Below are 25,820 nucleotides of genomic sequence, written 5' to 3'. Positions count from 1 at the left end.
TGCCGACGTCGTGGCGGCGGCGGCGCTACCCGTAGAGACGGGAAGCCCCATAAGCGCGGCGGTCGAAAGCGCCACAGCGGCCGACACCGACAGAGAAAAGCGGCGGTTCATGATGTGCTCCTACTCCGAAGGTCCGCGCCCTGTCAGGGCTTCTCAGTGATAAACGTGGCCGCTTGCAGGAAACTAGAATCCCGATTACAACGGCAGCACCGCGGGCGGCGGGGGATTCGACGTGTTCCGCCGTTCCTCGGAGGGCTGGCAGTACGCGATCTACAGCGGCCTGCCGCGCACGATGGTGACGATCGGGTCTGAGCCCTCCTCCACCTTGCAGGTGGTGAGGCACGACCCATCCGGGAACCTCAGCGAGCCGTCCGAGCCGCTGACCGTCCCCGGTGTTCCGTCGTCACCGCCGCCCTCCTCCCCACCGCCGTCGTCACCGCCGCCCACTGCGACGTGCGCCGTCGCCTACGACGCGTGGAACTGGAAGAGCGGCTTCACCACCAGGATCGTCGCCAAGAACACCGTGTGAAGGACGCGACGGCCCTCTCCAGGTTCTGAACGGGAGGTCGCCGATCGTGTGGTCGTGGGGCAGCCCCAACTCCTGCAGGATCTGACGGACGCGTGGACCGGTCAGGCCGGGTGGCCCGAACGGACGTTTCCCTAGGGCCACCTTCGCCGGGCGCGCGCCTATTCGGTCGAGCCGCTTTCTTACGCCATACGCACCATGCGAGTCGCTTTTCCGTAGATGTACGGATATCGCTACGGATGTTCGCGTCCCGGCCATGGTTCTAACGTCGCGCACGAGCCGGTTATCCCGGCCGGGTCGGCGAAGCGAGGAGCCCCGTGACGTAGAACCCCTCTCATCCTCCCGGCCTTTTCCGCCATGGGAGAGACGCGTCCGCTCGTACCCCACACAGCGGACATCCCCCTCCATTTCTCTCATCACCCCCCCAGTTCCCACGGTGTCCGCAGCCCGGGCTCGTCTCCCGGCCGCGCGACCGCCGGCGCCCGCCCACAAGGCGGGACGCCGCGTGGGAGGCAGAGAAAGGAAGACGCCCATGAGGCGCACAGCACTGCTCGCGGCGGCCGCCGCGCTGGCCGTGACCGGCGTCGTGGCACCCCCCACCGCCGCCGCCGCGAAGCCCCCGCCGGGCAGCGAGGTCGCGGTGAGGTCCCTCGCCGACGATCCGGCGCAGCGGGCCGCGGCCGCGGCCGACCAGGCCGTCGCGAGCGGCTTCGACGACCTGCGCGTGTCCCCCGGCGAGACCTACCGGCGCACCGCCGTGACGGCGGGCGGCGGCATGTACTACGTCACCTATGAGCGCACGTACAAGGGCCTGCCCATCGTGGGCGGCGACGCGGTCGTGGTCACCGACTCCAATGGGCGGGTACGCGACTCCGAGGCGGCCTCCGGCGCGCTCCCCCTGGGCGTGCCGACCTCGCCGGCGGTCGCCGCCGAGACCGCCACGGCGACGGCGAAGACCGTGCTGTCGCGCGTCGACGACAGCGCCGCCCCGCGCCTGGTGGTCCTGGCCTGGGGCGCCCAGCCCCGCCTGGCGTGGGAGGCGGTGGTCTCCGGCATCGCCGACGGCAAGCCGAGCATCCGGCACGTCTTCGTCGACGCGACGACCGGCGAGATCGCCGACTCCTACGACGAGGTGAAGGCCGGCACCGGCAACGGCTACTACTACGGCACGGTCACCATCGACACCAGCGGCTCCGGCACGTCGTACTCGATGACCGACTCCACCCGCAGCGGCATCAGGTGCGGCGGGCAGAACGGCTCGGCCTACACCGGCACCGACGACTCCTGGGGCAACGGCGGCGGGACCAACCTGGAGACCGCCTGCGTGGACGCGCTCTACGGCGTGCAGCGCGAGTGGGACATGCTGCGCGACTGGCTCGGCCGCAACGGCATCAACGGCAGCGGCGGCGGCTTCCCCGCCCGCGTCGGGCTGTCCGACGTCAACGCCTACTGGAACGGCAGCTACACCAACTTCGGCCACTCGCAGGACAACGCCCGCCAGGCCACGCCGATCGACGTCGTCGCGCACGAGTTCGGTCACGCCATCTTCCAGACGACTCCCGGAGCCGCCGGCTCGGGCAACGAGAACGGCGGCCTGAACGAGGCCACCGGCGACATCTTCGGCGCGCTCACCGAGGCGTACGCCAACAACCCGAACGACCCGCCGGACTACCAGGTGGGCGAGGAGGTCAACCTCGTCGGCGACGGGCCGATCCGCTACATGTACAACCCGTCCCTCGCCGGCGACCCCAACTGCTACTCCTCCTCGATCCCGCGTACGGAGGTCCACTCCGCGGCCGGCCCGCTGAACCACTGGTTCTACCTGCTCGCCGAGGGCTCGTCCCCGGGCGGCGGCAAGCCGAGCAGCCCGATCTGCTCCGGCGGCCCCTCCTCGGTGACCGGCATCGGCATCCAGAAGGCCGGCAAGATCTACATGGGCGCGCTGATGCGCAAGACCTCGACCTGGAAGTACGTCAACGTCAGGACCGCGTCCCTGGCGGCGGCGGTCGAGCTGTACGGCGCGAGCAGCGCCGAGTGCGCGGCCACCAAGGCGGCGTGGCTCGCCGCCGGCGTGCCGGCGCAGTCGGGCGAGCCGAGCTGCAGCTCCTCCGGCAGCGACTTCTCCCTGGCGCTCAGCCCCACCGCGGGCACGGTGACGCCCGGCCAGTCGGCGACCGCCACGGTCGCCACGGCCACCACCTCGGGCAGCGCGCAGACGGTGAGCCTCAGCGCCTCCGGGCTTCCGTCGGGGACCACCGCGAGCTTCAGCCCGTCGTCGGTGAGCTCGGGCGGGTCCTCCACGCTGACCGTCTCCACCAGCGCCTCGACCCCGGCCGGCACCTACACCGTCACCGTCACGGGCAGCGGGTCGTCGGGCAGCCACACCGCGGCGTACACGCTGACGGTGTCGGGTACCTCCGGCGGGCGCACGTTCACCAACGGCACCAACTACACGATCAGCGACCTGACCACGATCAACAGCCCGATCACCTCGACCGCCACGGGGACGGCGGTCTCCCCGGTGCAGCTGAGCATCACGATCTCGCACACCTGCGCCGAGGACCTGCGGATCAGGCTCAGGGGCCCGAACGGCACCTACTACACGGTCAAGTCCAGCGGCGGCCTGAGCTGCACGTCGTTCGGCACCCGGGCCTACTCCGTCCCGGTCACCCAGACGGCGGCGGGCACCTGGACCCTCGAGGTCCGTGACCAGTACACCTACGACACCGGCTACCTCGACTCCTGGAGCATCACGCTCTGAGCGAGGGCGGCCCGCCCCCGGGACCACGCGGTCCCGGGGGTCTCCGCGTCCGGGGCCGGTCAGGAGGGCGGCGCGATCTGCGTCCGCGACCGGACGCCGAGCTTGCGCAGCACGGTGGCGACGTGGGTCTCGACCGTGCGTGTGGACAGGAAGAGCACGTCGGCGATCTCCCGGTTGGTCCGGCCGAGCGCGACGAGCCGGGCCACCTCCCGCTCCCGCTGCGACAGCGCGCCGGCGCCCCGGCGCCCGCCGCGCGGCAGCGGGACGTCCACCCCGATGTCGCGCAGGGCCCGCCGGCACCGGGCGGCGTCGTGGGTGGCGCCGAGCCGGCCGTACCACTGTGCGGCCTCCCGGAAGCCCGCCGCCGCGGCCCCGTCCCCGAGCGCGAGCCCGGCCCGCGCCTCGCCCTCGGCCGCCCGCGCCGCCGCGTACGGCTGGGGCAGTGCGGCGTACGCCTCGCGGGCCCGGGCGAAGCAGGCGGCGGCGTCGGCGTGCCGCAGTCCGGCGGCGGCGAGCGCGCCCCGGGCGGCGTGCAGCGCGGCGTGCGCCGCGGGCGCCACCCGGTCCACGATGCCGGCGGCGTACTCGTCCACCAGTTCGGCCGCCGTCCCCGCCCGCCCGGCCCGGGCGAACGCGGCGGCGGCGGACGGGACCAGGCTCGCCCCCCACACCCACACGCCCTTGCGGCGCAGCCGGGTGACCGCCCGCCCGGCCTCCGCGGCCGCCTCGTCCACCGCCCCGCGGGCGAGATGCAGGTCCACGAGCACTCCGGCGGCGGCCGTCACGACCGGGACGTTGCGGGCGTCAGGGGCGTCCAGCCCGGCGCGGTGGAGCTGCCTGACCGCCTCCTCCCATTCGCCCCTCGCCAGGGCCAGCGATCCGAGCACCAGCCAGAGGTCCACCGCGATCAGCGGCGTCTCGGTGGCCGACTCCCCCAGGGACGCCGCCCGGTCGCGGAGCCCGTCCCACCGCCCGGTGAGCCACTCCCTGCGGATGACGGAGGCGTCGAGGAGGAAGGCGGGATACTGCGCGCCGGTCTCCAGGGCGAGCCGCCGGCCCTCCCGGGCGAACCGCTCGGCCGCCGCGTAGAGCCCCACGGTGGTCGCCGAGTCGTGGAGGTTGCAGTACGCCCGGGCGACCTCCCGCCGGACCGCCGGACGCGGATCGGCGACCGGAAGCCGGGCGGCGACGTCGAACGCGCCGGGAGAACCGGTCGTCATCTCGAAGGAGGCCCGGTTGGCCAGGACCGCGGCCGACAGCTCCGGGTTGTCGGCGGTGGCGACGAGCGCCTCGGCGCGGGCCATCCACTCCGCGTGCTCCGCCAGCGACTCGGTGCCCCATTCGGGCATCGCGATGCTGGCCCAGCCGCGGGCGGCCAGCGTCGGCCGGTCGCTCAGCTCGGCCAGGGCGGCCAGGATCTCCGGGCGCCCCGCGGCGGCGTCGCCCGCCTGGTTCGACAGGACGACGCCGAGGTTGAGCCGCACCTCGCCGCGCACGTCCCGGGAGAGGAAGTCACCCCGGAGCACCTGGCGCAGCAGCCGCACCACCCGCTGGTGCGACAGGCCCGTCGCCGCCAGGCGGCTCAGCATCAGCACCAACGGGCCCCGGCCGGCGGCCGGGAGATCGGGGTCGTCGAGCATGCCCTCGATCACCTCGACGGCCAGCGCGGTGTCGCCCAGCGCGGCGGCCTGCCGGGCGGCGGCGGTCCCGTGACGCACCCAGGCGCCGGTGTCCCCGGCCCGCCGGGCGTGGAAGGCCAGCTGCACCAGCGGCGGCGCGTCCGTGGCGGCGAGCGCGGCCATCGCTCTGACGTGCGCCGACCGGCGTTCCGGGCCGGGGACGGCGTCGTAGACGGCCTGCTGGGCCAGCGCGTGGCGGAAGCCGTACCGGCCGCCGGGATGTTCGTGCAGGACCCCGGCGCGCAGCGCCTCGGCCAAGCCGGCGGAGCCCGGCCCGAGGCTGCCCGGCCCGGCGGAGCCCGGCCCGGAGGTGCCCCCGGCGACCGCGGTGATCGTCTCCTCGTCCGCGGGCAGCCGCAGCACCGCCGCCGCCCGGACCGCGCGCGCCGCCGCCGGGGACAGTCCCGCCATCCGCTCGGCCATCGCCTCGCGCAGCAGCAGCGGGACGCCGGCGCGGTCGACGGCGCGGTCGAGCGAGTCCGGATCGTCCGCGCCGGGAAGACCGGCGGGCAGCGACCGGACGAGTTCCTCCACCACGAACGGGATGCCCGCCGTGCGCTCGTGCAGCCGCGCGACGAACCCGGGAGCCAGGTCGGACCGCTCCAGCAGCGCGCCGGCCAGGCTGGCCACAGCCGGCACGTCCAGCGGCGCCAGCCGTACGACGACGTTGGCCGTGTCCGGCTGGTGCCGGTAGGCCCGGCCGAGCGGCGGCCCGGCCGTGCCGTCCCGCCGGCAGGTCGCGACCACCGCCAGCCCCTGCGGCGGCTGACCGGCCAGGAAGCGCAGCAGGTCGAGCGTGCCGTCGTCGGCCCAGTGCAGGTCCTCGACGACGAGCACGGCCGGTCCGACGGCCGCCAGCAGGGCGCGTATGGCGCGGAACACCCGGTGGCGCTCGGCCCGCGGGTCGTCCAGCGGCTGGGGCGGCGGCGGCAGCGCGCCGGCCAGCTCGGGGAGGTAGCCGCGGAGCGCACCGGTGACCGGGTTGAGCCGGTGCGCCGCCGGGAGCCGTCCCCTGATGTCCCGCAGCGCCTCGAAGACCGGCCCGTACGGGAACGGCTCGCGGATCTGGTGGCAGTAGCCGAGCAGGACGGCCCGGTCGCCGGACGGCAGGCGGTCGAGCGCGGCGCGGACGAGCCGGGTCTTGCCGATGCCCGCCTCGCCCTCCACCAGCACGACCGCGGGCGGCCGGGTCACCGCGTCGATGAGGGTCCGCAGTTCAGCGGCGCGTCCGACCAGCGGGGGCGAGGGCACGATGCTCATCCACGGCTCCAACCTACGGATTGCGGCCCCCGCGTCAGTTATCCCCGTCCCCTGACCCGTGGTCAACCCTCCGGCGTAACGGCCGTGTTGCGGAAGCGGACAGACGGCACGGCCACTGCTCGCGGCGGTCTCGCGGGTTCGGCCCGGCGAGGCGGAACGGGCTCAGCCGGTCAGCAGCCGCCAGGTGGTGAGGGCGATCCCGGCCCGGGTCAGCCCGGCCGGTTCGGTGAGGTCGATGCCGAGGGTCCGCCCGATCCGGCCGAGGCGCCGGGCGACCCTGCTGTGGTGGAGGCGGAGAAGGCCGACGGCACGGCGCAGGGAGCCGGTGGTGCAGCAGACGCCCAGGGTCGCAAGGTCCTCGGGGCTGGCGGCCAGCCGGGCCATCGCGGCCACGTCGGGGTGCTCACTCGCCCACCGCGGCCTCGGTGACGCGCGGGCGAGAACCCGGGGTGCGGCGACGGGCTGCGCCTGCGCAGAGTCAGCGGCCGGAACAGGGGTGACGCCGTAGGCATGCTGGACCCGCGGCGCATTCGTGAGAAGCCGGGCTGGCGCTGGTCGTGCCCGGGGGCCTCCTCGCCCGGCTGCGGCGCAGCCGTCCGCCCGAGCGGGGCCAGCTCGGCTGGATGGTGGAAACAGCTCCAGCCGAGGTCCAGCGTCCGTCGTCGGACGTGCGCCTCGATCCGCCGTGGCTCACGATCGCGTGGAACGCATGCCGGCCCGCCACGATGCCTGGCATGAAGTCCACGGCAGCGGCCCGGCCGCTCGCGGCGGGCATGGCCGCCGTCGCCGCCTTGGTTTCCCGGACGCCCTGCTCCTCGTTGACCTCGCGGCTGACGACGGTCAGGCCGAAGACGGACTCGTAGAACGGTAGCCGAAATCGACCCGGACATCAGGTGAGACTCACCAAAACAGGCGACACCGCGGCTGAGCGCCTCAATCCGCGGCCCGGCCATCGCGACGAACCGCACCGTCGGCGCAGCACGAGCACCACGGCGTCGGCCGCGGTGAGGATCGCGTACGGCACGCTCTCCACCCCAAGCGCGCCCACGTCCGCGATGACATCCCGCCCGGCGGTGGTCAGGACCTGGGCGATCTGCGGCCAGGAGCCCTTGATCTGCAGGGCCTGGCGGGGGTCTGCCACCCCGGGCAGCAGCAGCCTGCGCCGGGCGTCCCCGTCGAGCGCGACGGCCTCCTCGGCCAGCTGCGCCCGCGTGGCCTCCAGGTCACGCGCCGCCGTCATGGCCACCTCGGCCACCCCGGTCCGGTACGGCTGCCGCCCTACGAAGTAGCCCGGCAGCACGCCGCCACCGGAGGGGTCGCAATCGGCGAGCAACACCGGCTTGGGCCAGGTGAACGCGGCGGCCAGGCACACCGTGGTGACCCCGGGCGCCCCGCCGGGAGACGCCACCGCGATCAGCGCCATCCGCCCACCCCCACCCAGGACGACAGCGGCACGGCGAACACCAGAACCCCTGCGGCCGGTCGGCGCGAGCCATACCGGCAGGATCGCGACCACCACACGGAGAAACCTCGCCCGATCACGGCGTGTCTCTCCGGGAGGTGAGGATGAGGGCGATGTGCCCGCCCATGGCCTCCCGCGCGATGAAGCCGCCCGCTCCGGGGCCGACCAGCAGGTCGACGACCCGCACACCGTCGGGGTCGGCCTCCCCCACCCGGTCGACGACGGCGGGCAGGTCCTTCGCCGCAGCCCTGGTCTCCTGGCCGGGGTCGGTCAGCTCGGCGGCGACCAGGACGGGGTCGCCGGCACGAAGCCCCCGGGCCGGAAGCTGACCCGGCTTGAGCGCGAGCGGCACCAGTTGCTGGCCGGGGCCCGGCGTTATGGCGTCCGTCGCGGTGAGACGGAAGAAGGGAAGACGCGTCCCCGTAGTGGTGACCGAAGCGCGGACACCAGCAGGGGCACGGGCACATTGGAACGGCCCAACTGTGCGTGCATGAGTGCTGGTAGATGGCGGGTGACGCCCCGCGGGCGGACACACCCCGCCTCCTCGCCCGGGCACCGCGTGCCCTCTTGCCCGTCGCCCGGCCGGGAGAGCGTGGGGCACAGCCTCGTACCCAGCCCCAGCAACGTGGGAAGGCCTCGGTGGAGACCTCCGACAGCCGGACACCACACGACGTGCAATGCGCCCAGCAGGTGCGAACCCGCGCCGTCGTCCAGCACGACGGCGCCGAGCAGATCCGCGCCTGCTGCGGGCACTCTCCGCTCAAGTCCCTGCGGCTGGCCGCCGGCTGGACCGTTGCGCAGGCGGTGGCCGAACTTGTACGAACAGCCCGAGCGGTAGGCCTGCGCGATCGCGGCATCGACGCCCGCACCTGGCGGCGCTGGGAGTCCCAGAGCGTCCGCCCGGACGACGACTACCAGGACCGGCTCGCCCGCCTGTTCGCCACCGACCCCGTACGGCTCGGATTCGCCAGCGACTACACCCCCCAACAAGGTGGCAGCACGAACCGCCGAGACGCCCTACGCACGCTAGGCACCGCAGCGCTCGTCGCACCAACCCTCGGGCGAGCCTCGGACGCCGAGCGGATCGCCCGCGGGCTGACCCAGATCAGCGAAACCACCGACGTCGGCCCATCCACGCTCGACGGCCTGCGGCAGGTCATCCTGAATTACGGTCACCAGTACGCCCGCTACCCCGCCGGCGACCTGTGGCAGGCCGTGCTCACCGACCGCCACCGCGTCGCCGAACTACTCCAGCTCCGCACCACGCTCCGCCAGCGCCGCGAGCTGTATGTCGCCGCCGCCTGGCTGTCGATGATCCTCGCCTGGTCCGCCCACGACCAGGGCGACAACCGCGCAGCGCTGGCGTACGCGGCCGACGCGCTGCACCACGCGGACCAAGCCGACCACGACGAGCTGACCGCCTGGGCGCACGACATGGCCGCGACCGTCTGGTTCTACAACGGCCGCCCCGACGAAGCGCTCCGCGCCGCCGAACGCGGCGCCGCCACCGCCCCCACCTGCACCCACAGCGCACGTGCGGCTCACCGGACAACTCGCCCGCGTCCACGCCAGGCTCGGCCACGCCGACGCCGCCACCGAGATACTGCAGGTCCTCCTCAAGCAGGCCGAACGGGAACCCGTCCACGCCGCCGGCCTGTTCACCTGCGATGCCGCCCGCGTCCTGTCGATATCCGCCACCGCATACTTGTCCCTCGACCAGCACGAGCAGGCCCGCCGAACCGCGCAGGAAGCCGTAACCGTCTACCAGCAGGCCCCACCCTGGTCGTCCCCCACGCGGCAGGCGATCACCCGGATCGACCTGGCCGTCGCCTGCGCCCGGCTCGGCGACCCCGACCGGTCCGTGGCCGAAGGCCTCACCGCGCTGACCGCCACCCGCTACGCCGCCGCGATCGTCACCCGCGCAAGAGACCTGCAGAAGAAGCTCAAGCGTGCCTATCCGTCCGCTGCCGTCGTCGGGAACCTCAGGCGGGGTCTCGCAGAGTTGTACGCCGCCCAGGAATAGCGCGAGTTGCCTATGGGCTACAAAGACCGAGCTCTCTGTACGGCACGCACTGCCCCCAATGGGGCCGAAACTGGGAGTCGCTCCATCACGCCTCGGCTCACACGAGCGTGAGTATGATTCGGGGTATGAGCGGAGACAGGAAGGCGCGGATCACCATCACCGTGGACCCCGACGTCCTTGAATACGCCGAGCACCTCGTGGCGACCGGCAAAGCCACCAGCGTGGCCGCCGTCTTCAACGAGGCCATCGCGGAAAAGCGCATCACCGACCAGCGTGCGCTTGCCCTGCTGCGCGAACGCGCCCGGCAGGCCGACCCCGCCCGGGTTGCCCGCATGATGCGGCACGTGAACCGCCAGCTCGCCGAGCACGGGTTCCCGGCGGCGCTGGATGAGTGACTTCACACCCACGCCGTACATCCTCGACACGAGCGTGCTGGCCGACGTCGCCCGCGGGGACGCCGACTTGATCGGCCTCCTGCAGGACTTCGACCGAGCAAGGCAACCGCTCATCGTCCCCGCGCTGTCAGCCGCCGGGGCGCTCCTCGACGGCCGCGGCACGCCGGACGCTCAGGCACTGCTCGCCGGTCTGGCCGCGTTCGAGCACGCCATCGTCGCCCCGCTCGACGGCATCGCCCAATCCGTCAAGCTCGTCGACACGATGGCCGTCACCGGACTCGACATCTACGACGCTCACGCCGCCGCCATCGCGGACGTATCGGTCTGCCCGATCCTCACTCTGCGCGGCGGCAAATGGCAGCAGCCGTCCCGCGCTCTGGACAACCCGCTGCACGTCATCGAGATCGCTGACCCCGACGAGTAGGCGGCCGACCTGCTCGACTACCTGTTGCACGACCGCGCCCGGTCGTACGACTCCCGGCGCTCCGGAGTCGTAAGTATGGTTCATGCATATCTTGCTCCGCGGAGTGCGACGGGTTCACGGTGACTGAGGGTCTTTTCGGCTCCCTCTTGTTCTTCTTTGGTCACGGGAAGGCGTACAGGCGTGAGACGGCGCTGGCAGTCATGGACCGGGTTTCCAAGCTCCTGCGTCTCAGGGCCTGACGCCACATGGGTGACCGGACGGCCATCGTCCTGCTGGCCGGGTGGCCGGGGTGGCGATCGGTGATGGGGGGGTTGTGGCCGGTCGAGGTCGGTCGAGGCGGCCGGCATGCGCAGCATGCAGCCGGGACGGATCACATCCGGCTGGGTAAACCGGGCGCCGTCGGTCATGACGCGACCGGTGTTGAGGGCGGCGATTTCGATGTAGCGGTCACCGTCGCCGAGGTGGCGTTCAATGGTCACAGGCAGTCGCCGCGACGCACCCGACCGCCCTGCCGCTCATGCTGCAGGTGCACGGCGGCGGCTTCGTGGGCACGGCCGTGCAGAGCGACTGGGTGAACAGTCACCTCGCCGCGAGGCTGCCCGCAGTCGTCGTCTCGGTCGAGCACCGCCTCCTCGACGAGCGGACCCCGCTGCCGGCGGCCGTGAACGACGGCTGGGACGTGCTCCGGCACGTGGTGGCGCACGCCGCGCGGTGGGGAGTCGACCCGGCGCGTATCGCGGTCGTCGGCGAGAACACCGGCGCGCTCGTCACCGCCCTGGCCGCGATCCGGGCCGGACGGTCAGGGCCGGTCCTGCGGGCGCAGGTGCTGGTCAATCCCGCCGTCCACCTGACCCCGGCGGGGTTCGAGCATCCCTCGATGAGGGAGCACGCCGACAGCCCCGGCTTCACCATGCCGCAGATCCGGCTGTTCCGGCGGCTCGCCGTGCCGCCGGAAACCGACCCTCGTGCGGTGTCGCCGCTGCACGCCGGCGACCTGAGCGGCCTGGTCCCGGCGCTCGTGGTGGTGCCGACCGTCGGCCCGGTGGCCGACCGGGGCCGCTGTTGTGCCGCGCGGCTGCGGGCGGCCGAGACGCCCGCGCGGCTGACCGAATACCCCAAAGCCACGCACGCGTTCCTCAGCCTGCCGGGCGTGGTGCCGCACGCCAAGGCCGCGCGGACGGAGATCACCGAGTTCCTCCGCGAGGCCCTGCCGCGTGACGTGCGGCCGGGCGGTTACGTGCGGCGCGGCCGGGCGGCGGCGTCGAGGGCGGCGGCCTCCTCGGGGGTGGGCGCCGTGCCGCCGAGGTGGGCGGGCTGCCACCACACGCCCCGCGGCTGGTCGGGGTAGGTTCGCTGGGCCTCGTCGAGCAGGTCCGCCATCCGCCGCCGCAGGTCGTCGGTGAGTGCGGCGATGTCGTCGCCCGGCATCGGGTGCATGGGCTCGCCGACCAGGATCGTGATCGGGACGTGCCGCTGGAGCAGCTTGCGGGGGCGGCCCTTGGTCCACAGCCGCTGGCCGCCCCACAGGGCGACCGGGATCACGGGCACCCCGGCCTCGGCCGCCATCCGGATCGGGCCGTTCTTGATCTCCTTGATCGTGAACGACCTGCTGATCGTCGCCTCGGCGAAGTTGCCGACGATCTCGCCGTCCTTGAGGGCCCGTACGGCGGCGTCGTAGGCGCCCGCCCCGGCCGACCGGTCCACCGGGATGTGGTGCATGCCGCGCATCAGCGGGCCCGACACGGGGTGGTCGAAGACCTCCTTCTTCGCCATGAACCGGACCAGCCGCCCGGCGGGGTGGGCGGCGAAGCCGGCGAAGATGAAGTCGAGGTAGCTGACATGGTTGCTCACCAGGACCGCGCCGCCGCTGCGGGGTATCCGCTCCGTGCCCTCCAGGTGGAACCTCAGGTCGAGCAGTTTGAAGGCGGTCAGCGCGGTCCTCAGGACCGGCGGGTACACGATCTCAGCCATGCTGAAACCGTAACCTACTCACCCGTAACCTAACCGGGGCCGAAGGTCCTCTTCGCGTAAACCGGGCCGTCAGTGCCCGCGGAACGCCTCCTCCAGCCACCACGACGGGCGGTCGGCGGTGACCTTCGCATGGACGAGCAGGGGCTTGTCGCGCGGCCCCTTCAGCCACTCGGCGACGCCGGACAGGTCCTCCTCCGCCCGTACGGTCACCGCCTCGAAGCCGAAGCCCCGGGCGATCGCCGCGATGTCGGCGGGCGGGAAGGTGACCGTGCCGAGCGGGAACCCGCCGGGGCCGAAGTGGTGGACCTCCGCGCCGTACCCGTCGTCGTCGTAGACCACGACCACCATGGGCAGGCCGAGCCGTACGACCGTCTCCAGCTCGGCGACGCCCATCAGGGCCCCGCCGTCGCCGAGCGCGGCGACCGCCAGCCGGTCGGGCCGCGCGACGGCCGCGCCGATCGCGGTTGCCAGGCCCAGCCCGATCGACTGGAACGCCTGGGTGAAGCAGAACGCGCCGCCGTCCGGGACCGTGAGGAACATCGACGGATATCCCATGAAGTTGCCGGAGTCCACGGCGACCAGCCGCTCCTGCGGGAGCAGGTCGTCGAGCCCGATGGTCAGCGTGCGGGGGTCGATGCGTCCCCCGGCGCTCAGGTCCTCGTACGGCACGTCGCGCCAGCGCCCCTCGCGGGCGATGCGCTCGGCGATCTCCGGGGCGCGGTAGCCGCGCCTGCCCGCCTCGCCGTCGGCCCCGCCCTCACCGAGCAGGGCGGCGACGGCCCGCGCGGTCTCGCGTACGTCGCCGACCACGCCGAGGTCGATCTCGCGGTGCACGCCCAGCGCGTCGGGGTCGAGGTCCACCTGGACGACCCTGCTCTGCGGGCCGATCAGCGCGCCGTGCCGGGTGGTCCACATGGTGAACGAACAGCCCCAGCCCACGACGAGGTCGGCGTCGCGGATCAGCTCGGCCGCGAGCGGGGTGGCGAACCCGCCGCTCACGTCGAGGTCCCAGGGACTGCCGTGGAAGTTGCCCTTGGCGACGGCCGATGTGGCGAACAGCGCCCCCACCCGCTCGCCGAGCGCCTCCAGTTCGCGCCGCGCGCCCCGGGCTCCCCGGCCGGCCACGAAGACCGGGCGCCGCGCCTCCGCCAGCAGCCGCGTGAACCGTGTCAACGTGTCGGACGGCTCCGCGGGAAGCCCCTCCGGCTCCTCCTCGTCCCCCGAATCGACGGGGAACGTCAGCCCCCACGCCGCAGGCACGCGGCTCGCCACGTCGCGGTGCCCGCGTCCGGCCAGCAGTTCGCGCACGGCCGCGGCGGCCTCCTCGGGCAGCGTCTCGGCCTGCACGTCCAAGGGCAGGTTGAGCACCACGGTCCGGCGCCCGAGCAGGGCGGCGAGGAAGGCCATCACGGTGTCGTCCACGACCGTCTCCGCCGACCCGACCCGGGCGCAGTGCGCGCCCACCGCCTCGGCGAGGGCGGTCTGGTCGACGCGGAAGTTGGAGGTGGGCGAGGTGACCTCCGGGGCGAGCACCAGCAGCGGAGTGCGGCTCTTGGCCGCCTCGGTGACGCCGGTCAGCGCGTTGGTGAGGCCGGGTCCCTGGTGGACGGTGAGCACGGCGACCGTGCCGCTCATCCGGGCGTAGGCGTCGGCCATCGTGGCGGCCCCGCCCTCGTGCCGCGCCGCGACGTAGCGCACGCCGTGCTCGACGAGGGCGTTGGTGACGTGGAAGTTGCCGCTGCCGACGACGCCGAAGGCCGCCCGTACGCCGAGGGCGGCGAGGGCCGCGCCGACGGCCTCCGCGACGTTCACCGCTCCACCAGCGCGAGCACGCGCACCGGGCTGCCGGAGCCGCCGACGATCGGCAGCGGCCCGGCGACCACGACCGCGCCCGTCACCGGGAGCCGGTCGAGGTTGCGCAGCTGCGTCAGGCCGTACTTCCCCGCGCCGAGCAGGTACGAGTGGCACGGGAACGCGGGGTCGAAGGAGTGGGCGGCGCCCGCGTCGGTGCCCACGGTCTCCACGCCGATGCCCGCGATCGGCGTCTCCTCGGCCAGGAAGCGGGCGCAGGCGGGCGACATGCCGGGCGTGTGCGGCCCCGTCTCGTCGGCGTTGAGGAACTCCGCCTGGTCGTGGGCGCGCACGTCCCAGCCCGTGCGGTACAGCAGCCAGCCGCCGTCCGGCAGCGGCCCGTGCTCGGCCTCCCACGCCTTCACGTGGTCGATCTCCAGCAGGAAGTCGGGGTCGGCGGCCGACTCGGCGCTGAAGTCGAGCACCACGGCGGGGGCGATCAGCTTGGCGGGGGCCACCTGCGACACGTCCTCGCCGTCGCGCCCGGTCACCCAGTGGTTGGGGGCGTCGAAGTGCGTGCCGGTGTGCTCGCCCGTGGTGAAGTTGTTCCAGTACCAGCCGGGGCCGCGGTCGTCGTACCGGCTGATCTCCTGCAGCGAGAACGGCACCGTCTGCCCGAACGGCTCCGGCAGCGACAGGATCGGTGTCTTGTCGCTCAGCGGCGCGGTGAGGTCGAGCACCTCGATCCCCCCGCTCCGGATGCCGTCCACCAAATCCCGCAACACCGACACTGCGCCTCCCAACAGTCAGGACACCCCTGCGATACTCCTACACCTCCGCCCCCGAACGCCATATCCCGGAGACATGCAACGCCCGCGCCCGCCCGCGCGATGAACCGCACAGGGGACCTGATCATCGATTCACGCGGGAGGACGCGGATGGCGGGGGCGGCCGATCGGACCCGCACGACAGCCGGGGCGTGGCTCGGGCATCCCGCGACACTCGCCGCGATCGCCGTGCTCCTCGTCAACGACCACCTGCTCAAGCGCCTGTGGCCGGGCGTGGTCACCGGCAAGCTGAGCGACGTCGCGGGCATGCTGGTCGCCCCGCCGCTGCTCGCGCTCGCCGCGACCCTCGCCGTCCGGCGCCCCGTCGCCGCCGCTGGGGGCGGCGCCTCACGGAGCGGCGCCGGCGCGCCCGGCGAGGCGGACAGGCGGACCGCCCTGGCCGCGATCCTGCTGACCGCCGTGCTCTTCACGGTCGTGAAGACCACGGCGGCGGGGGCCCATGCGGCCGCGGACGTCTGGGCGCTGTTCACCCCCTCCGCCCGCGTCGTCGCGGACCCCTCCGACCTGCTCGCCCTGCCCGCCCTCGGCCTCGCCTGGCTGGTCCGGCTGCGCGCCGTGGAGACCGCCGCCCGCGTCCGGCGTGCCGTGCGCCGGGCCCGGCTGCTGGTCGCCCTGCCCGCGGCCGTCCTCGCGGTCACGGCCACGAGCGCGGCCGACCCCGGGCCGTCCGCGCTGCACGTGGAGGCCCACGACGCCGTCATCGTCGTCTATTCGGCTCGCACCAGGTTCATCGAGGGCAAGGGCCTGGCGACGAGCGACCAGGGCCGCACATGGCACCGCTGGGACACCTCCGCCAGGGGAACGCCGCGCACCGTCGCGTGCGTGCCCGACCGGCCGTCGCGCTGTTACCGCGTCGTCCCGGACCGGCTCGCGGTCGAGCAGTCCGACGACGCGGGCATCACCTGGTCGCCGTCCTGGGCGGTCTCGCCGGGCCGGCAGCTCTTCCTCGACCGCGGCCACAAGTACGACTACCTGTACGGCGGCGTCGACCCCGCCGCGTCCGTGGCCCTGGCGATCCTGCCCGTGCCCGGGGGGCACCTCGTCGCCGTGGCGAACGGCAGCGAGGGTGTGGCGCTGCGCGACGCAGCGGGGCGATGGCACCGGCTCGGCTTCGACGGGCGGGACGGCCTGGCCGAGCAGGCGGCCGAGCCGCTGTCCGGCCCCGGGAAGCACATCCAGGGGGAGACCGGGACGGCCGTCCTCATCGCGTTCACAGTGCTGCTGGCCGCCCTGGCGTCCGCCGGACTGTGGCGGCGGGCGCCCATCGGGTTCACCGTCCTCGGGCTCCTCGCCTGGGCCGGCGTCTACCTCATGGTGAAGGGTCCTCCCGGCATCTTCGGGCTGCCCTACGCCGCCTTCGGGCTCTTCCTCGCGGCGGGCGCCTGCGCCGCGCTGGTCGGCATCGGCGTGCACGCCGCCCTGCGGGGGCTGAGCGTGATCGTCGCCGCACCGCTGACCTTCGCGGCGATCTACCTGCCCTTCCTGGGCTGGAGCGCGGGATGGCCCGACGACTACGGCACGGCCGTGGTGCTGGCGATCGTCTCGTGCCCGCTCGCCCTCGCCCTCGGCGCGCACCTCGCCGTACGGGCCAGGGGCGGATATCGCCGGATGGCCAGAGGGCTCCGCGCCCGTACGCGCTGAGCCGGGCCCGGCGCGATCCGTCCCAAGCCCGGGCACCCGCCCGCGCGGCGCTTGCGGCTTCGCGAGGAAAGGGCAAGCTGGAGAGCACGACAACGGCAGTAGGGACCGCATCGTGAAGAAGCTCATCAACGGCGCCGACTCCATCGTCACCGACGCGCTGCGCGGCATCGCCGCGGCGCACCCCGCACTCCGCGTGGACCTCGAGAACAGGATCGTCTTCCGCGCGGGCGCCCCCACCCCGGGCAAGGTCGGCCTGGTCTCCGGCGGGGGTTCGGGCCACGAACCGCTGCACGGCGGGTTCGTCGGGTACGGCATGCTCGACGCCGCCTGCCCCGGAGAGGTCTTCACCTCCCCCGTGCCCGACCAGATCATCGAGGCCACCAAGGGCGTCGACGGCGGCGCCGGCGTGCTGCACATCGTGAAGAACTACACCGGAGACGTGCTGAACTTCGAGATGGCCGCCGAACTCGGCGGCGACGAGGGCGTCGAGGTGGCGACCGTGCTCGTCGACGACGACGTGGCCGTGCAGGACTCGCTGTTCACGGCCGGCCGCCGGGGCACCGGGGCCACGCTGTTCGTGGAGAAGATCGCCGGAGCGCTGGCCGAGACCGGTGCGCCCCTCGCCGAGGTGGCGCGGGCCGCCCGGGAGGTCAACGAGCGCAGCCGCTCCTTCGGGGTGGCGCTGAGCGCCTGCACGGTCCCGGCCGCGGGCAAGCCCACCTTCGAGCTGAGCGACGCGGAGATCGAGCTCGGCATCGGCATCCACGGCGAGCCCGGCCGCGCCCGGGCCCCGATGGGCGAGGCCCGCGAGATCGTCCGTACGGCCATGGACGCGATCCACGCCGACCTCCCGCTGTCCGGGGAGACGCTCGTCATGGTCAACGGCATGGGCGGGACCCCGCTCATCGAGCTGTACATCGTCTTCGCCGAGGTGGAGGCGTACCTGCGGGAGAAGGGCGCGACGGCCGCGCGCAGCCTCGTCGGCAACTACGTGACCAGCCTCGACATGCAGGGCTTCTCGGTGACGACGTGTTCGCTGACCGGCGAGCTCACCCGGCTCTGGGACGCGCCCGTGGAGACGCCGGCGCTGCGCTGGGGCCGCTGACCGCCATCCGAACGTCTGGAGTCCACTCGTGAACACCGACTTCTTCGCCGCCTGGATCGACGAGATCGCCGCCGCCGTGCGGGCGCGGCGCGACCACCTCACCCAGCTGGACGCCGCGATCGGCGACGCCGACCACGGCGCCAACCTCGACCGCGGATTCACCGCCGTGCGGGAGGCGCTGGCCGGCGCCTCCCCGCACACCCCGGGCGCGCTCCTCGTCCTCGTCGGCTCCACGCTCATCCGCAAGGTCGGCGGGGCCTCCGGCCCTCTGTACGGCACCGCCTTCCGGGAGATGGGCAAGGCGTTCGGCGAGGCCGCCGAGGTCTCGCCGGCCGAGCTGAGCACCGCGCTGGACGCGGCCCTGTCCGGCGTCCGGCGCCTCGGAGCCGCCGCCGAGGGCGACAAGACCATGGTCGACGCCCTCGCCCCGGCCGCCAGGGCACTGGCTCAGGCCGTACGGGACGGGCTGAAGGCGGAGGAGGCCCTGGAGGCGACGGCCGCCGCGGCCGAGCAGGGGGCCGAGGCGACGATTCCGTTGCAGGCGCGCAAGGGGCGGGCCAGCTATCTGGGGCCGCGCAGCATCGGGCACGAGGACCCGGGCGCGGCCTCGACGGCTCTCCTGTTCGGCGCCCTCAGGGCCGCCGCCTCCCGATGACGGAGGTGGCGAACACGTCTCGGGGACGGCGAATGGTCGGCATCGTACTCATCTCACACAGCAGCGGCCTCGCCGAGGAGGTGGCCGCGCTGGCCAGGCAGATCGGCGGCGCGCAGGTGCCGCTGGCGGCGGCGGGCGGCACCGAGGACGGCGGCCTCGGCACCAGTCCCGACCGGGTGACCGCCGCCATCGAGGAGGTGGACCGGGGGGACGGCGTCGTGCTGATCCCCGACCTCGGCAGCTCGGTGCTCACCGCCCGGCTGCTGGAGTCCCCGGGTGACGTCGTGGTCGCCGACGTGCCGTTCGTGGAGGGCGCCATCTCCGCGGTCGTCGCGGCGGGCGGCGGGGCCTCGCTGGACGGTGTGCTGGCGGCGGCGGAGGAGGCGTGGCAGGTCCGCAAGCTCTGAGCCCGCCTGCTTCGGGCTCCCGGCCGGAGACGCCCGAGCAGGAGCCCACGACTCGTGGCCGGCGGGCCGCCGCGGCGGCCGAGGGCGGCCCGCGGCCGCCGCGACGGCACCCGCATGGACGTCCGCGGTGGACACGGTGAACGGCATGGTCGGGCGCGTCTCCTGAGACCGCGCGCGAGGGCCCGGTTCAACGGCTCCGCGTGCGCCGGGCGCGGGGCATGGCGGCGAGCTGGTCGTGGCGGATCTCCTCCAAGTAGGCCCGCATGAGGTCGCCGGCGCGGGTGAACCAGTCGGACAGCACGGCGACCTCCGCGGGCGTGTAGTCGGCGAACAGGTCGTTCAACCGCCGGTAGAACGGCTCGTAGACGGCCGCCGCGGTGGTGACCGCGGCCTCGTCGGCGACGACGCGCACGCGGCGGCGGTCGGCGGGGTCGGGTTGCCGGTGCGCGTACCCGGCCCGTTCGAGGCGGTTCAGCACCCCGGTCACCGCGCCCGTGGTCAGGCCGGCCTGCTCGGCGAGCGCGCCCGCGCTGATCGGGTCGTCCCCCGCCGCCAGGATGAAGCCCAGGCAGGTGACATCGGTGACGTTCAGTCCGAGCCGCCGGGCGATGTCGTGCTGCCCGACCAGGCTGAGTGCGATCAGCTGATCCATGCCGGCCAGGGCCTGCTCGGGCGTCGCCTCCGGACGCGGCTTGCCGTCCATCCCCAATCTCCTTAGTATCTAAGATGTTTAGTTCGTGAGATAAGCATCTCGCAGTCAAGGAGAATCATGAGTGCGATCCACGACGACGTCGATCTGGGGCACACGGTCGCGGGCTGGACCGGCTGCGTCGTCGTGCTGTGCGGCTGCGCGACGACGGGGGCGGGGGTGTGCGCCGCCTCGCCCCTCGGCGTCTGGCTCGGCATCGGCGTGATCGCCCTGGGCGGCCTGGTCACCTGGGCGCTGCACGTTGCGGGCTGGGGCAAGCCCAGCGGCCCCCGGCCTCCGGAGCAGTGGGACTGGCGGACGAGGGACCCGATGAAGGGCCACGGCGACTGTCTCGCCTGCCGTCTCGCGGGCCGTCTCGCGGGCCGCGCCGGTCGCCGGGACCGCGCTCCCGCCGTCATGTCGGGCGCCCCCGTCGCACCGGACACCCTTGTAGCACCGCCGTCGTCGTCGCGCGCGCCTGCGCCTCTGCCTTCGCCGGAGGAGCCGCTCTCCCCCGCGCTCGCCGAGCGATGATCGTCCCCTTGTCGTAGCATCATGCGGTGCTCGACCGGGTGATCGACCGACAGTGCGACGACCTCCACCGCGCCGCGGAGGCCCAGGACCCTCCCGCTTTCCTGGCGACCCTACAGGAGCTGTGGCAGGGCACCGAGGACTGCGACCCGGCCACCGCGGACGCCGTCCTCGTCCGCCTGTGCGACCTGTTCGGCCGGCTGAGTCCCGGGCTCGGCGCGCGACTGGCCGTCATGGGCGGCGCGATGGTCGAGAACGGGGCCGATCCCGCCCCGCTGATCGACCCCGTGGTCGCGGGAGTGTGCGACGCGCTGGAGCGGAGCGCCGAGTTCGCCCGGGCCTGGCGCGCGGTCACCGACCGGCGCCTCCCGGAGCCCGGTCCGGAGGACCACGTGCTCCTCGGCGCGGCGCGCGTGCTCTCCGGCCCCTTCGGCCTCCTCGGACGGCTCGGGCTCGGCCGCCGCCTGCCTTCCCCTCGTGCCCTCGACCTGGCCGTCGGCTGGTCGATCGCCGACGACTGGAGCACCGCCGCGACCACCCTGCTCCAGCGGTCGGCGGCCATCCGCGCGGAGTTCTCCCGGCGTCCGCGTCTCACCGCGGCGGTCGCCGCCGTGGAGGACGACCGCCCCGACCTGTGGTGCCTGCCGAGACTCCTGGCCGTGCTCGACGACGAGCCGCTGATCGTCGTGCACCGGCCCGCCGCCCGCGCGTACGCGATGACCATCGGCGGGATCGGGGACAACTTCCAGCTCTCCACGCTGCTGGCGCACGTCCTGAGCGAGCACGTGCCGGTGACCATCCCCCATCCCTCCTGGGTCGAGGCCGCCACGGACGGGCCGCTCCGACCCGAGGCCGGGCCGATCGTGGATCGGTTCGACGTGCGCGACGCGACGGGCGAGCTGATCCGCAACGCCGGCCACCCCGCCGAGATCCCGCTCCTCGACGGGCATCGTGTGGTGGTCCTCGACAGGCCGTCGTTCCGGCGGACGTGGAACATCGGCCGCACCTACCCGATGATGCGGCCGTCGATCACCCTCGACCGCGTGCTGTCCGAGGAGGAGACCCGCATGTGGTCGTCCCGGCTGGCCCCCGTCTCGTGACCCTCCCCCGCGGGCCGGGGCCGTCTAGCGCGGCGCCGCGGGGGTATCGGGTTCCTTCATGCGCGTGCTCACCCGCCTGGTCCTGCCGCTCGTCCTGGCACCTGCCCTGGCCTCCGGCTGCGGAGCCTTCGACCCGCGCCTGGTCGTCGGCGGAGGCTCCGACACGGACGGGCCCGTCGGGGTCGTCGTGCTTGACGACACCGTCGCCCACAGGCCGTACTCCCTGGGCGGCTGGGACATGTGCCTGGACCGGCCCGGTTCCGCGACCATCATCAGGGTCGAGCCGATCAGGCCGTACAACGACATCGTGGTTCAGGCGTTCTCGTCCCGGCCGCATACCGGCGCCATGCTCGGCAACGCCGACAAGCCGCTGACCGAGCTGGGCTTCCCCGCACGCGGTCCCGCCGTCACCACCGTCTGCGAGGAGAGCGACCTCCACACGGAACTCGCCCTGCAGTACGGGAAGACCCGCGACGACAGCGCAGGAGCCGAGGGCGTCCGCATCACCTACACGTCGGCGGGCCGTCGGCACACGGTCGACTTCAACCTCCGGGTGCTGCTGTGCGCACCCCACACGCCCGCCGAGCGCTGCGAAAAGACGTACGAGGAACTTCTCGCACCTGGCGACGACGCCGATTAGCCTTCACCGCGTCGGCCACAGAGCGCCGCTCGTCCGTCCGCCGCCGAACGACAGGGCCCGCCCGCCCGAAGGAGAGGAAGACCGTTGACATACCCGCCGCCGTCCTACCACGGTGAAGCCGGCGAGCCGTCGGCGTCGTACCGGCGCCCGGACGCGACGCCCGAGCTGGATTACCCGAGCGGCACCACGGTGCACTACCTGGCGACGGGCGCGACGACCAACGGGCAGTTCGGGCTCTACCGCTGGGACATGGGACCGGAGCCGAGCGGACCTGCGGCGCACTTCCACCGGTCGATCTCCGAATCGTTCTACATCCTCTCCGGCACGGTGCGGATCTACGACGGGCGGCGCTGGATCGACACCGGACCCGGCGACTTCGTACACGTCCCGGAGGGCGGCGTGCACGCGTTCCGCAACGAGTCGGGAGAGCCGGCGTCGATGCTGCTGCACTTCGCGCCCGGCGCGCCGCGCGAGGGGTACTTCGAGGGACTGCTCACGCTCGCGAGCATGAGCGAAGAGGAGAAGGCGGAGTTCTACCTCCGCCACGACACCTTCTGGCTCTGAGGAGCGTCCCCGCGCGATGAGCCGGGCCGGGGCGGCGCCGGTTCATCGTGTCCGCGGGTCTCGAATCGAACTTCGCCCCCCTCCGCGCCGCCGTCGACCGGCTCACCGGCATTCCCGCCACTTGGCGCCGGGGTGGCCATACCGGTCACCCCAGCCCTGTCTTCACCCGCGGACCGGGCCGGGCCCCGGTCGCGCCATACGACTGTCTCGCGCCTCGCGGGCAGAGGCCCGTTGCGGGGAGCCATAGCCCCACCCCAGGTGTCCGGACATCCGCGCGTGGCGTCTCGCGGGAATCAGCTCCGCAGGTTCCACTGCTGGTTGGCCTGTCCATTGCAGGACCACAGGATGAGTTTCGTTCCGTTGGCGGTACCGGCCGCGTTGGCGTCGAGGCACAGCCCGGACTGCACGCCGGTGATGGTGCCGTTGGCGTTGACGTTCCACTGCTGGTTGGCCTGGCCGTTGCAGTCCCAGATGATCACCTGGGTGCCGTTGGCGGTGCCCCGCCCGTAGGCGTCCAGGCACTTGTTGCCGTACACCTGCAACTGCTTGCCGGAGGTGTAGGTCCAGCGCTGCATGGTGCCGCCCCAGCAGTCCCACAGCTGCACCTGCGTGCCGTTGGTGGTGCTGGAGTTCGGCACGTCGACGCACCGGCCGGACTGGCCGCCCACGATCTGGACGTTCTGCTGCGGATCGCCGCCGCCCGCCGGCGCGTAGCCGGCGGCGGCGATGTTGGCCTGTACGGCGTTCTCGGTGGCCTCCGACGGGTAGCCGGAGGTCAATACGCCCTCGAAGAAGGTGCCGCGGCCGGAGACGCTGTTGTCGCCGCCGATGCCGAGCAGGATGGCGCCTTCCTTCTTCATCGGGTGGTAGCCGTTGGGGCGCCGTCCGTCGAAATAGGTCGTCAGACCGCCCGACTGCGCGTTCCCGCCCCGGATCGCCCAGTGGTTCGGCTCGCCCTTGACCATCGCGGTGACGAAACGGTGGTTGATCGACGGGATGTTGTTGTAGCCCGCGTTCACCCCGGAGAACAGTCCCCACTCCAGGTCGGCCATGATCCAGGGGCCGGCTCCGGCCCCGTAGCCCCACTGTTTGTCGGCGCCGAAGTAGACGGTCTCCATGATGGCGGGGGCGTCGGCCTGGCCATCCGTCTGCGCGTTGCCGTAGTCGAAGCAGCACCACTGGTTGTAGTGCGTGCCGTCGACGACGGCGTAGATGCCCTCGGGCTGGTCGCCGGTCGCGACACCGTTGGTGTTGTTGTTGCGGTAGCCGGTGCCGGGCTCCACGCGGACACCGTACGCCTTCTGTCCGCCGATGGTGATCGGGGCCGCCTTCGCGTCGGCGAGATTGTCCCATCCGCCCGGAGCGGGGCCCTTCCAATACCCGGGAGGCGCCTGGGTGAGGCGGTTGTTGCGGCCGGACTGGTCGTAGATGACGGTGATGACGCAGCTCGTGCCGGCGCAGAACGAGTCCTGGGCGGCGGCGTTGACGACTCCGCCCGCGCTCAGCACGCCGATGTCGCGGGTGGCGTTGTCCGAGGCGCGCCTGACCTGGTACAGCGGGCCGTTGTAGGCGCCGTACAGAGCACGGGTCGTGCTGTGCGCCGCCACACACGGCGTCCCGCCCGCGGCGTAGATGTCACACGGCTGCGCCGCCGCGGCCTGGGCCGTACCACCGCCGACCAGGCAGGCGGCGGCGATCAGCGCGCTCGCCCCCGCCGCGAGCTCCCTTTTCCGGCTTCCGGAAATCATGCCTTCTTCCCTCCATCAGGAATCATGATCGGACGGCACCGATACGACAGGCCCCACCAAGTAATGTTAGCGTTAACATCGATTAGCGGTTCGAATCGATTCGACGGTTCCGGTAGTGCGGAGTCAATTCAACGAAGGTCCCGGCGTCAAGCACGTGGACCACATCTCTCGGACACCCGGGGTGCCGTCGGCGCACCGTCTGGGCTCTTGCCGTGACGCGTTCACCCCGTCGCGACGAGATGGCGTGAAACTTTCATGCCCCACGTCCGCCGGGCGGTGAGCCCACGCCCGCCTCACCCGGGACCGTTACCGGGCGGCGAGGCGATGGCTGCGGCCCTCGACGGCATGTCGTCATGTGCCCTGGCGGATCCCGAGGGCAAGCGCCGTGCGGCTGTCGCACCATCAGCCCAGAGATCTACCGCCAGGGGCCGAGGCCGAAGGGCGTCACGCTCGCCTGGATCGCGGCGAATGAGGACTGACGTGAGGCCCGCACCGCCGCCCGCAGCATGGCCGGTGTCGTGGGGCGCAGCGAGTCGATCACTTCGCCCAGGTCGGTGAGGCTCATCGCCTCCGCCCAAGCGCCGACGACCACGAGGACGTCTCCGCGACGCTCGATGAGCTGGATCGCGTCGTCGTCTGAGCGCTTCCACCGGTTCGGACCGGCTTTCTGGCAGGCGGCGTCGCCGTCGTTGCCATTGATGGCGGGTCCTGGCTGCACCGCCAGGCACGTAGTGGGAGGGGCGAATCCCGGAGGAACGGGGCTGATGAGGAGCTCTATCGCCCCGGGCGCGCCCCAGTGCCGCTTATCCGGGTTCTTCAGGTTAAGAACCAGCGAATCGCCGGCCGGGTACGCACTGTCGAGCCGGTAGCCGGCGATGTCCGGCGCCAGGAGCGGCACCCGGAGCCGCGCCAGCGCGCGTTCCTCGTCGTTCTGCTGCACCGCCACGTGGATGGCTCTGCCGGACAGCAGGACGGCCACCACCGCGCCGGCCAGGACGACAACACCGACGACGCGAAGACCTGGGGTGACAATCAGCGCCAGCAGCCCGAGGAAAAGCGCCGTGCAGGCCGCGTACGCGAACAGGGGGTGGAGCCGTCCGCCGGGCACCGATGACAGGTAGGCCCAGGTGGTGAAGAGGAGAAGCGCGAATCCCGAGGGCACAGACACGATCAGCGGCCGGATCCCCAGAACCGCGAACCCGACCAGGCATCCGAGGACGACGAGGGCCGCCCCCACGGCGAGGCCGACGACCGGACCGGTGCCGATGCACAAGCTCGGTGAGCCTCGGCACTCCCGCTGGCCCGCATCGGCCGCCATGTCGAGGATGAGCGAAACGGCGGCGCCCAGGACAGCCCCGAGCAGGTTCGCCCCAGCGATGCGCATGCCCACTGTCGGACCCGGCATTCCGTGATCGTAGCGACATGACTCTCCGGATCCCACCAGACGACCGAGCTGTTTCGATCCTGAGTAACGGCCCTCTTCGATGAGTTGCAGGAGGAGGATGGCCTCGACGAGGGCGGTCGTGCGATGCGGGCATGTGACGGGCACGCCGGCGTGTTTCCTGACTTCCGGCGTTCTACGGCCTCGGGCGGAAGCAGAA

At 73.0% G+C, this 25,820-nt stretch carries 26 protein-coding genes and 1 pseudogene; 16 read left to right on the top strand and 11 right to left on the bottom strand.

Translation table 11 applies throughout. The annotated features are described in order from the left end of the window. Positions 1-232 precede the first annotated feature (232 nt). Together AAH991_RS22360 and AAH991_RS22355 are read left to right on the top strand one after the other, a co-directional pair. On the top strand, positions 233-529 hold the full coding sequence (locus tag AAH991_RS22360; protein ID WP_346227828.1) for a hypothetical protein: 297 nt from the start codon (positions 233-235) through the stop codon (positions 527-529). Between the two features lie 529 nt (positions 530-1,058). Further along, entirely contained in the window at positions 1,059-3,287 is a 2,229-nt protein-coding gene (locus AAH991_RS22355; protein WP_346227827.1) for a M4 family metallopeptidase, read from the top strand. Between the two features lie 59 nt (positions 3,288-3,346). Here AAH991_RS22355 and AAH991_RS22350 read toward each other — a convergent pair whose 3' ends face one another. Together AAH991_RS22350 and AAH991_RS22345 are read right to left on the bottom strand one after the other, a co-directional pair. Beyond that, positions 3,347-6,226, bottom strand: a complete 2,880-nt coding sequence (locus AAH991_RS22350) for a helix-turn-helix transcriptional regulator (RefSeq protein WP_346227826.1) — start codon at positions 6,224-6,226, stop codon at positions 3,347-3,349. Between the two features lie 162 nt (positions 6,227-6,388). Further along, complete coding sequence (locus AAH991_RS22345) at positions 6,389-6,619, bottom strand: hypothetical protein (protein ID WP_346227825.1); 231 nt, start codon at positions 6,617-6,619, stop codon at positions 6,389-6,391. Positions 6,620-6,960: 341 nt separating this feature from the next. Between AAH991_RS22345 and AAH991_RS22340 the strand changes: the two genes are divergently transcribed. Then, positions 6,961-7,089 (top strand): hypothetical protein, encoded by a 129-nt coding sequence (locus AAH991_RS22340; RefSeq protein WP_346227824.1) that lies wholly within the window; start codon positions 6,961-6,963, stop codon positions 7,087-7,089. A 26-nt stretch (positions 7,090-7,115) separates the two neighbouring features. On the opposite strand, the gene AAH991_RS22335 is transcribed toward AAH991_RS22340, so the two are convergent. Together AAH991_RS22335 and AAH991_RS22330 are read right to left on the bottom strand one after the other, a co-directional pair. Beyond that, positions 7,116-7,649, bottom strand: coding sequence for a CpaE/TadZ family protein (locus AAH991_RS22335; RefSeq protein ID WP_346227823.1), 534 nt, complete (start codon positions 7,647-7,649; stop codon positions 7,116-7,118). Between the two features lie 115 nt (positions 7,650-7,764). Then, positions 7,765-8,040 (bottom strand): hypothetical protein, encoded by a 276-nt coding sequence (locus AAH991_RS22330; protein ID WP_346227822.1) that lies wholly within the window; start codon positions 8,038-8,040, stop codon positions 7,765-7,767. 152 nt (positions 8,041-8,192) lie between these two features. Between AAH991_RS22330 and AAH991_RS40655 the strand changes: the two are divergent. The 4 genes and pseudogenes from AAH991_RS40655 to AAH991_RS22315 all read left to right on the top strand — a co-directional run. After that, positions 8,193-9,167 (top strand): annotated as a pseudogene (locus AAH991_RS40655) (helix-turn-helix domain-containing protein); the annotation flags it as partial. Between the two features lie 55 nt (positions 9,168-9,222). Further along, a complete protein-coding gene (locus AAH991_RS22325) occupies positions 9,223-9,711 on the top strand; it encodes a hypothetical protein (RefSeq protein WP_346227821.1) in 489 nt (162 codons plus the stop codon). 125 nt (positions 9,712-9,836) lie between these two features. After that, positions 9,837-10,106, top strand: coding sequence for a hypothetical protein (locus AAH991_RS22320; protein ID WP_346227820.1), 270 nt, complete (start codon positions 9,837-9,839; stop codon positions 10,104-10,106). After that, a complete protein-coding gene (locus AAH991_RS22315; protein ID WP_346227819.1) occupies positions 10,099-10,530 on the top strand; it encodes a PIN domain-containing protein in 432 nt (143 codons plus the stop codon). Before AAH991_RS22320 ends, AAH991_RS22315 begins: the two co-directional genes overlap by 8 nt. Positions 10,531-10,610: 80 nt before the next feature. Here the strand turns inward: AAH991_RS22315 and AAH991_RS22310 are convergent, their stop codons facing one another. Further along, complete coding sequence (locus AAH991_RS22310; RefSeq protein ID WP_346227818.1) at positions 10,611-11,009, bottom strand: hypothetical protein; 399 nt, start codon at positions 11,007-11,009, stop codon at positions 10,611-10,613. 29 nt (positions 11,010-11,038) lie between these two features. On the opposite strand from AAH991_RS22310, the gene AAH991_RS22305 reads away from it, so the two are divergent. Further along, positions 11,039-11,878, top strand: a complete 840-nt coding sequence (locus tag AAH991_RS22305) for an alpha/beta hydrolase (RefSeq protein ID WP_346227833.1) — start codon at positions 11,039-11,041, stop codon at positions 11,876-11,878. Here the strand turns inward: AAH991_RS22305 and AAH991_RS22300 are convergent. From AAH991_RS22300 to AAH991_RS22290, 3 genes are all read right to left on the bottom strand, one after another. Beyond that, a complete protein-coding gene (locus tag AAH991_RS22300; RefSeq protein WP_346227817.1) occupies positions 11,764-12,501 on the bottom strand; it encodes a lysophospholipid acyltransferase family protein in 738 nt (245 codons plus the stop codon). The two genes, AAH991_RS22305 and AAH991_RS22300, sit on opposite strands and share 115 nt — an antisense overlap. Positions 12,502-12,570: 69 nt before the next feature. Continuing rightward, positions 12,571-14,313 carry a thiamine pyrophosphate-binding protein gene (locus AAH991_RS22295; RefSeq protein WP_346227816.1) on the bottom strand — a complete coding sequence of 581 codons (1,743 nt, stop codon included), beginning with the start codon at positions 14,311-14,313 and terminating at the stop codon, positions 12,571-12,573. Further along, on the bottom strand, positions 14,310-15,083 hold the full coding sequence (locus AAH991_RS22290) for a cyclase family protein (RefSeq protein ID WP_346227815.1): 774 nt from the start codon (positions 15,081-15,083) through the stop codon (positions 14,310-14,312). The genes AAH991_RS22295 and AAH991_RS22290 overlap by 4 nt, the downstream gene beginning before the upstream one ends. 147 nt (positions 15,084-15,230) lie before the next feature. On the opposite strand from AAH991_RS22290, the gene AAH991_RS22285 reads away from it, so the two are divergent. The 4 genes from AAH991_RS22285 to dhaM all read left to right on the top strand — a co-directional run bounded on the left by AAH991_RS22285 (position 15,231) and on the right by dhaM (position 18,948). Then, positions 15,231-16,781, top strand: a complete 1,551-nt coding sequence (locus AAH991_RS22285) for a hypothetical protein (RefSeq protein ID WP_346227814.1) — start codon at positions 15,231-15,233, stop codon at positions 16,779-16,781. Between the two features lie 112 nt (positions 16,782-16,893). Next, entirely contained in the window at positions 16,894-17,886 is a 993-nt protein-coding gene (gene dhaK, locus AAH991_RS22280) for a dihydroxyacetone kinase subunit DhaK (protein ID WP_346227813.1), read from the top strand. A gap of 28 nt (positions 17,887-17,914) precedes the next feature. Continuing rightward, complete coding sequence (gene dhaL, locus AAH991_RS22275) at positions 17,915-18,541, top strand: dihydroxyacetone kinase subunit DhaL (RefSeq protein ID WP_346227812.1); 627 nt, start codon at positions 17,915-17,917, stop codon at positions 18,539-18,541. Between the two features lie 32 nt (positions 18,542-18,573). Continuing rightward, positions 18,574-18,948, top strand: coding sequence for a dihydroxyacetone kinase phosphoryl donor subunit DhaM (gene dhaM, locus AAH991_RS22270; RefSeq protein WP_346227811.1), 375 nt, complete (start codon positions 18,574-18,576; stop codon positions 18,946-18,948). Positions 18,949-19,135: 187 nt separating this feature from the next. Here the strand turns inward: dhaM and AAH991_RS22265 are convergent, their stop codons facing one another. Then, positions 19,136-19,651 (bottom strand): MarR family winged helix-turn-helix transcriptional regulator, encoded by a 516-nt coding sequence (locus tag AAH991_RS22265; RefSeq protein ID WP_346227810.1) that lies wholly within the window; start codon positions 19,649-19,651, stop codon positions 19,136-19,138. Positions 19,652-19,717: 66 nt separating this feature from the next. On the opposite strand from AAH991_RS22265, the gene AAH991_RS22260 reads away from it, so the two are divergent. The 4 genes from AAH991_RS22260 (at position 19,718) to AAH991_RS22245 (ending at position 22,471) form a co-directional block, all read left to right on the top strand. Next, on the top strand, positions 19,718-20,170 hold the full coding sequence (locus tag AAH991_RS22260) for an HGxxPAAW family protein (RefSeq protein WP_346227809.1): 453 nt from the start codon (positions 19,718-19,720) through the stop codon (positions 20,168-20,170). Between the two features lie 26 nt (positions 20,171-20,196). After that, positions 20,197-21,267, top strand: a complete 1,071-nt coding sequence (locus AAH991_RS22255; protein WP_346227808.1) for a hypothetical protein — start codon at positions 20,197-20,199, stop codon at positions 21,265-21,267. A 58-nt stretch (positions 21,268-21,325) separates the two neighbouring features. Continuing rightward, positions 21,326-21,907 (top strand): hypothetical protein, encoded by a 582-nt coding sequence (locus tag AAH991_RS22250; protein WP_346227807.1) that lies wholly within the window; start codon positions 21,326-21,328, stop codon positions 21,905-21,907. A gap of 84 nt (positions 21,908-21,991) precedes the next feature. Further along, positions 21,992-22,471: a cupin domain-containing protein gene (locus tag AAH991_RS22245; protein WP_346227806.1), complete on the top strand. Its 480-nt coding sequence runs from the start codon at positions 21,992-21,994 to the stop codon at positions 22,469-22,471. A gap of 293 nt (positions 22,472-22,764) precedes the next feature. Here AAH991_RS22245 and AAH991_RS22240 read toward each other — a convergent pair whose 3' ends face one another. After that, positions 22,765-24,219 carry an arabinofuranosidase catalytic domain-containing protein gene (locus tag AAH991_RS22240; protein ID WP_346227805.1) on the bottom strand — a complete coding sequence of 485 codons (1,455 nt, stop codon included), beginning with the start codon at positions 24,217-24,219 and terminating at the stop codon, positions 22,765-22,767. Positions 24,220-24,634: 415 nt separating this feature from the next. Beyond that, entirely contained in the window at positions 24,635-25,768 is a 1,134-nt protein-coding gene (locus AAH991_RS22235; RefSeq protein WP_346227804.1) for a hypothetical protein, read from the bottom strand. Positions 25,769-25,820 lie beyond the last annotated feature (52 nt).

Source organism: Microbispora sp. ZYX-F-249, from assembly GCF_039649665.1.
Lineage (GTDB): Bacteria > Actinomycetota > Actinomycetes > Streptosporangiales > Streptosporangiaceae > Microbispora > Microbispora maris.
This window is presented reverse-complemented; position numbering and strand designations above follow the sequence as displayed.

Bases quoted from the DNA above. Each gene is read 5' to 3' on its own strand.
- AAH991_RS22355 (WP_346227827.1), top strand. From the start codon at position 1,059: ATGAGGCGCACAGCACTGCTCGCGGCGGCCGCCGCGCTGGCCGTGACC.
- AAH991_RS22350 (WP_346227826.1), bottom strand. From the start codon at position 6,226: ATGAGCATCGTGCCCTCGCCCCCGCTGGTCGGACGCGCCGCTGAACTG.
- AAH991_RS22340 (WP_346227824.1), top strand. From the start codon at position 6,961: ATGAAGTCCACGGCAGCGGCCCGGCCGCTCGCGGCGGGCATGGCCGCC.
- AAH991_RS22335 (WP_346227823.1), bottom strand. From the start codon at position 7,649: ATGGCGCTGATCGCGGTGGCGTCTCCCGGCGGGGCGCCCGGGGTCACC.
- AAH991_RS22320 (WP_346227820.1), top strand. From the start codon at position 9,837: ATGAGCGGAGACAGGAAGGCGCGGATCACCATCACCGTGGACCCCGAC.
- AAH991_RS22315 (WP_346227819.1), top strand. From the start codon at position 10,099: ATGAGTGACTTCACACCCACGCCGTACATCCTCGACACGAGCGTGCTG.
- AAH991_RS22300 (WP_346227817.1), bottom strand. From the start codon at position 12,501: ATGGCTGAGATCGTGTACCCGCCGGTCCTGAGGACCGCGCTGACCGCC.
- AAH991_RS22285 (WP_346227814.1), top strand. From the start codon at position 15,231: ATGGCGGGGGCGGCCGATCGGACCCGCACGACAGCCGGGGCGTGGCTC.
- dhaM (WP_346227811.1), top strand. From the start codon at position 18,574: ATGGTCGGCATCGTACTCATCTCACACAGCAGCGGCCTCGCCGAGGAG.
- AAH991_RS22265 (WP_346227810.1), bottom strand. From the start codon at position 19,651: ATGGACGGCAAGCCGCGTCCGGAGGCGACGCCCGAGCAGGCCCTGGCC.
- AAH991_RS22260 (WP_346227809.1), top strand. From the start codon at position 19,718: ATGAGTGCGATCCACGACGACGTCGATCTGGGGCACACGGTCGCGGGC.
- AAH991_RS22250 (WP_346227807.1), top strand. From the start codon at position 21,326: ATGCGCGTGCTCACCCGCCTGGTCCTGCCGCTCGTCCTGGCACCTGCC.
- AAH991_RS22240 (WP_346227805.1), bottom strand. From the start codon at position 24,219: ATGATTTCCGGAAGCCGGAAAAGGGAGCTCGCGGCGGGGGCGAGCGCG.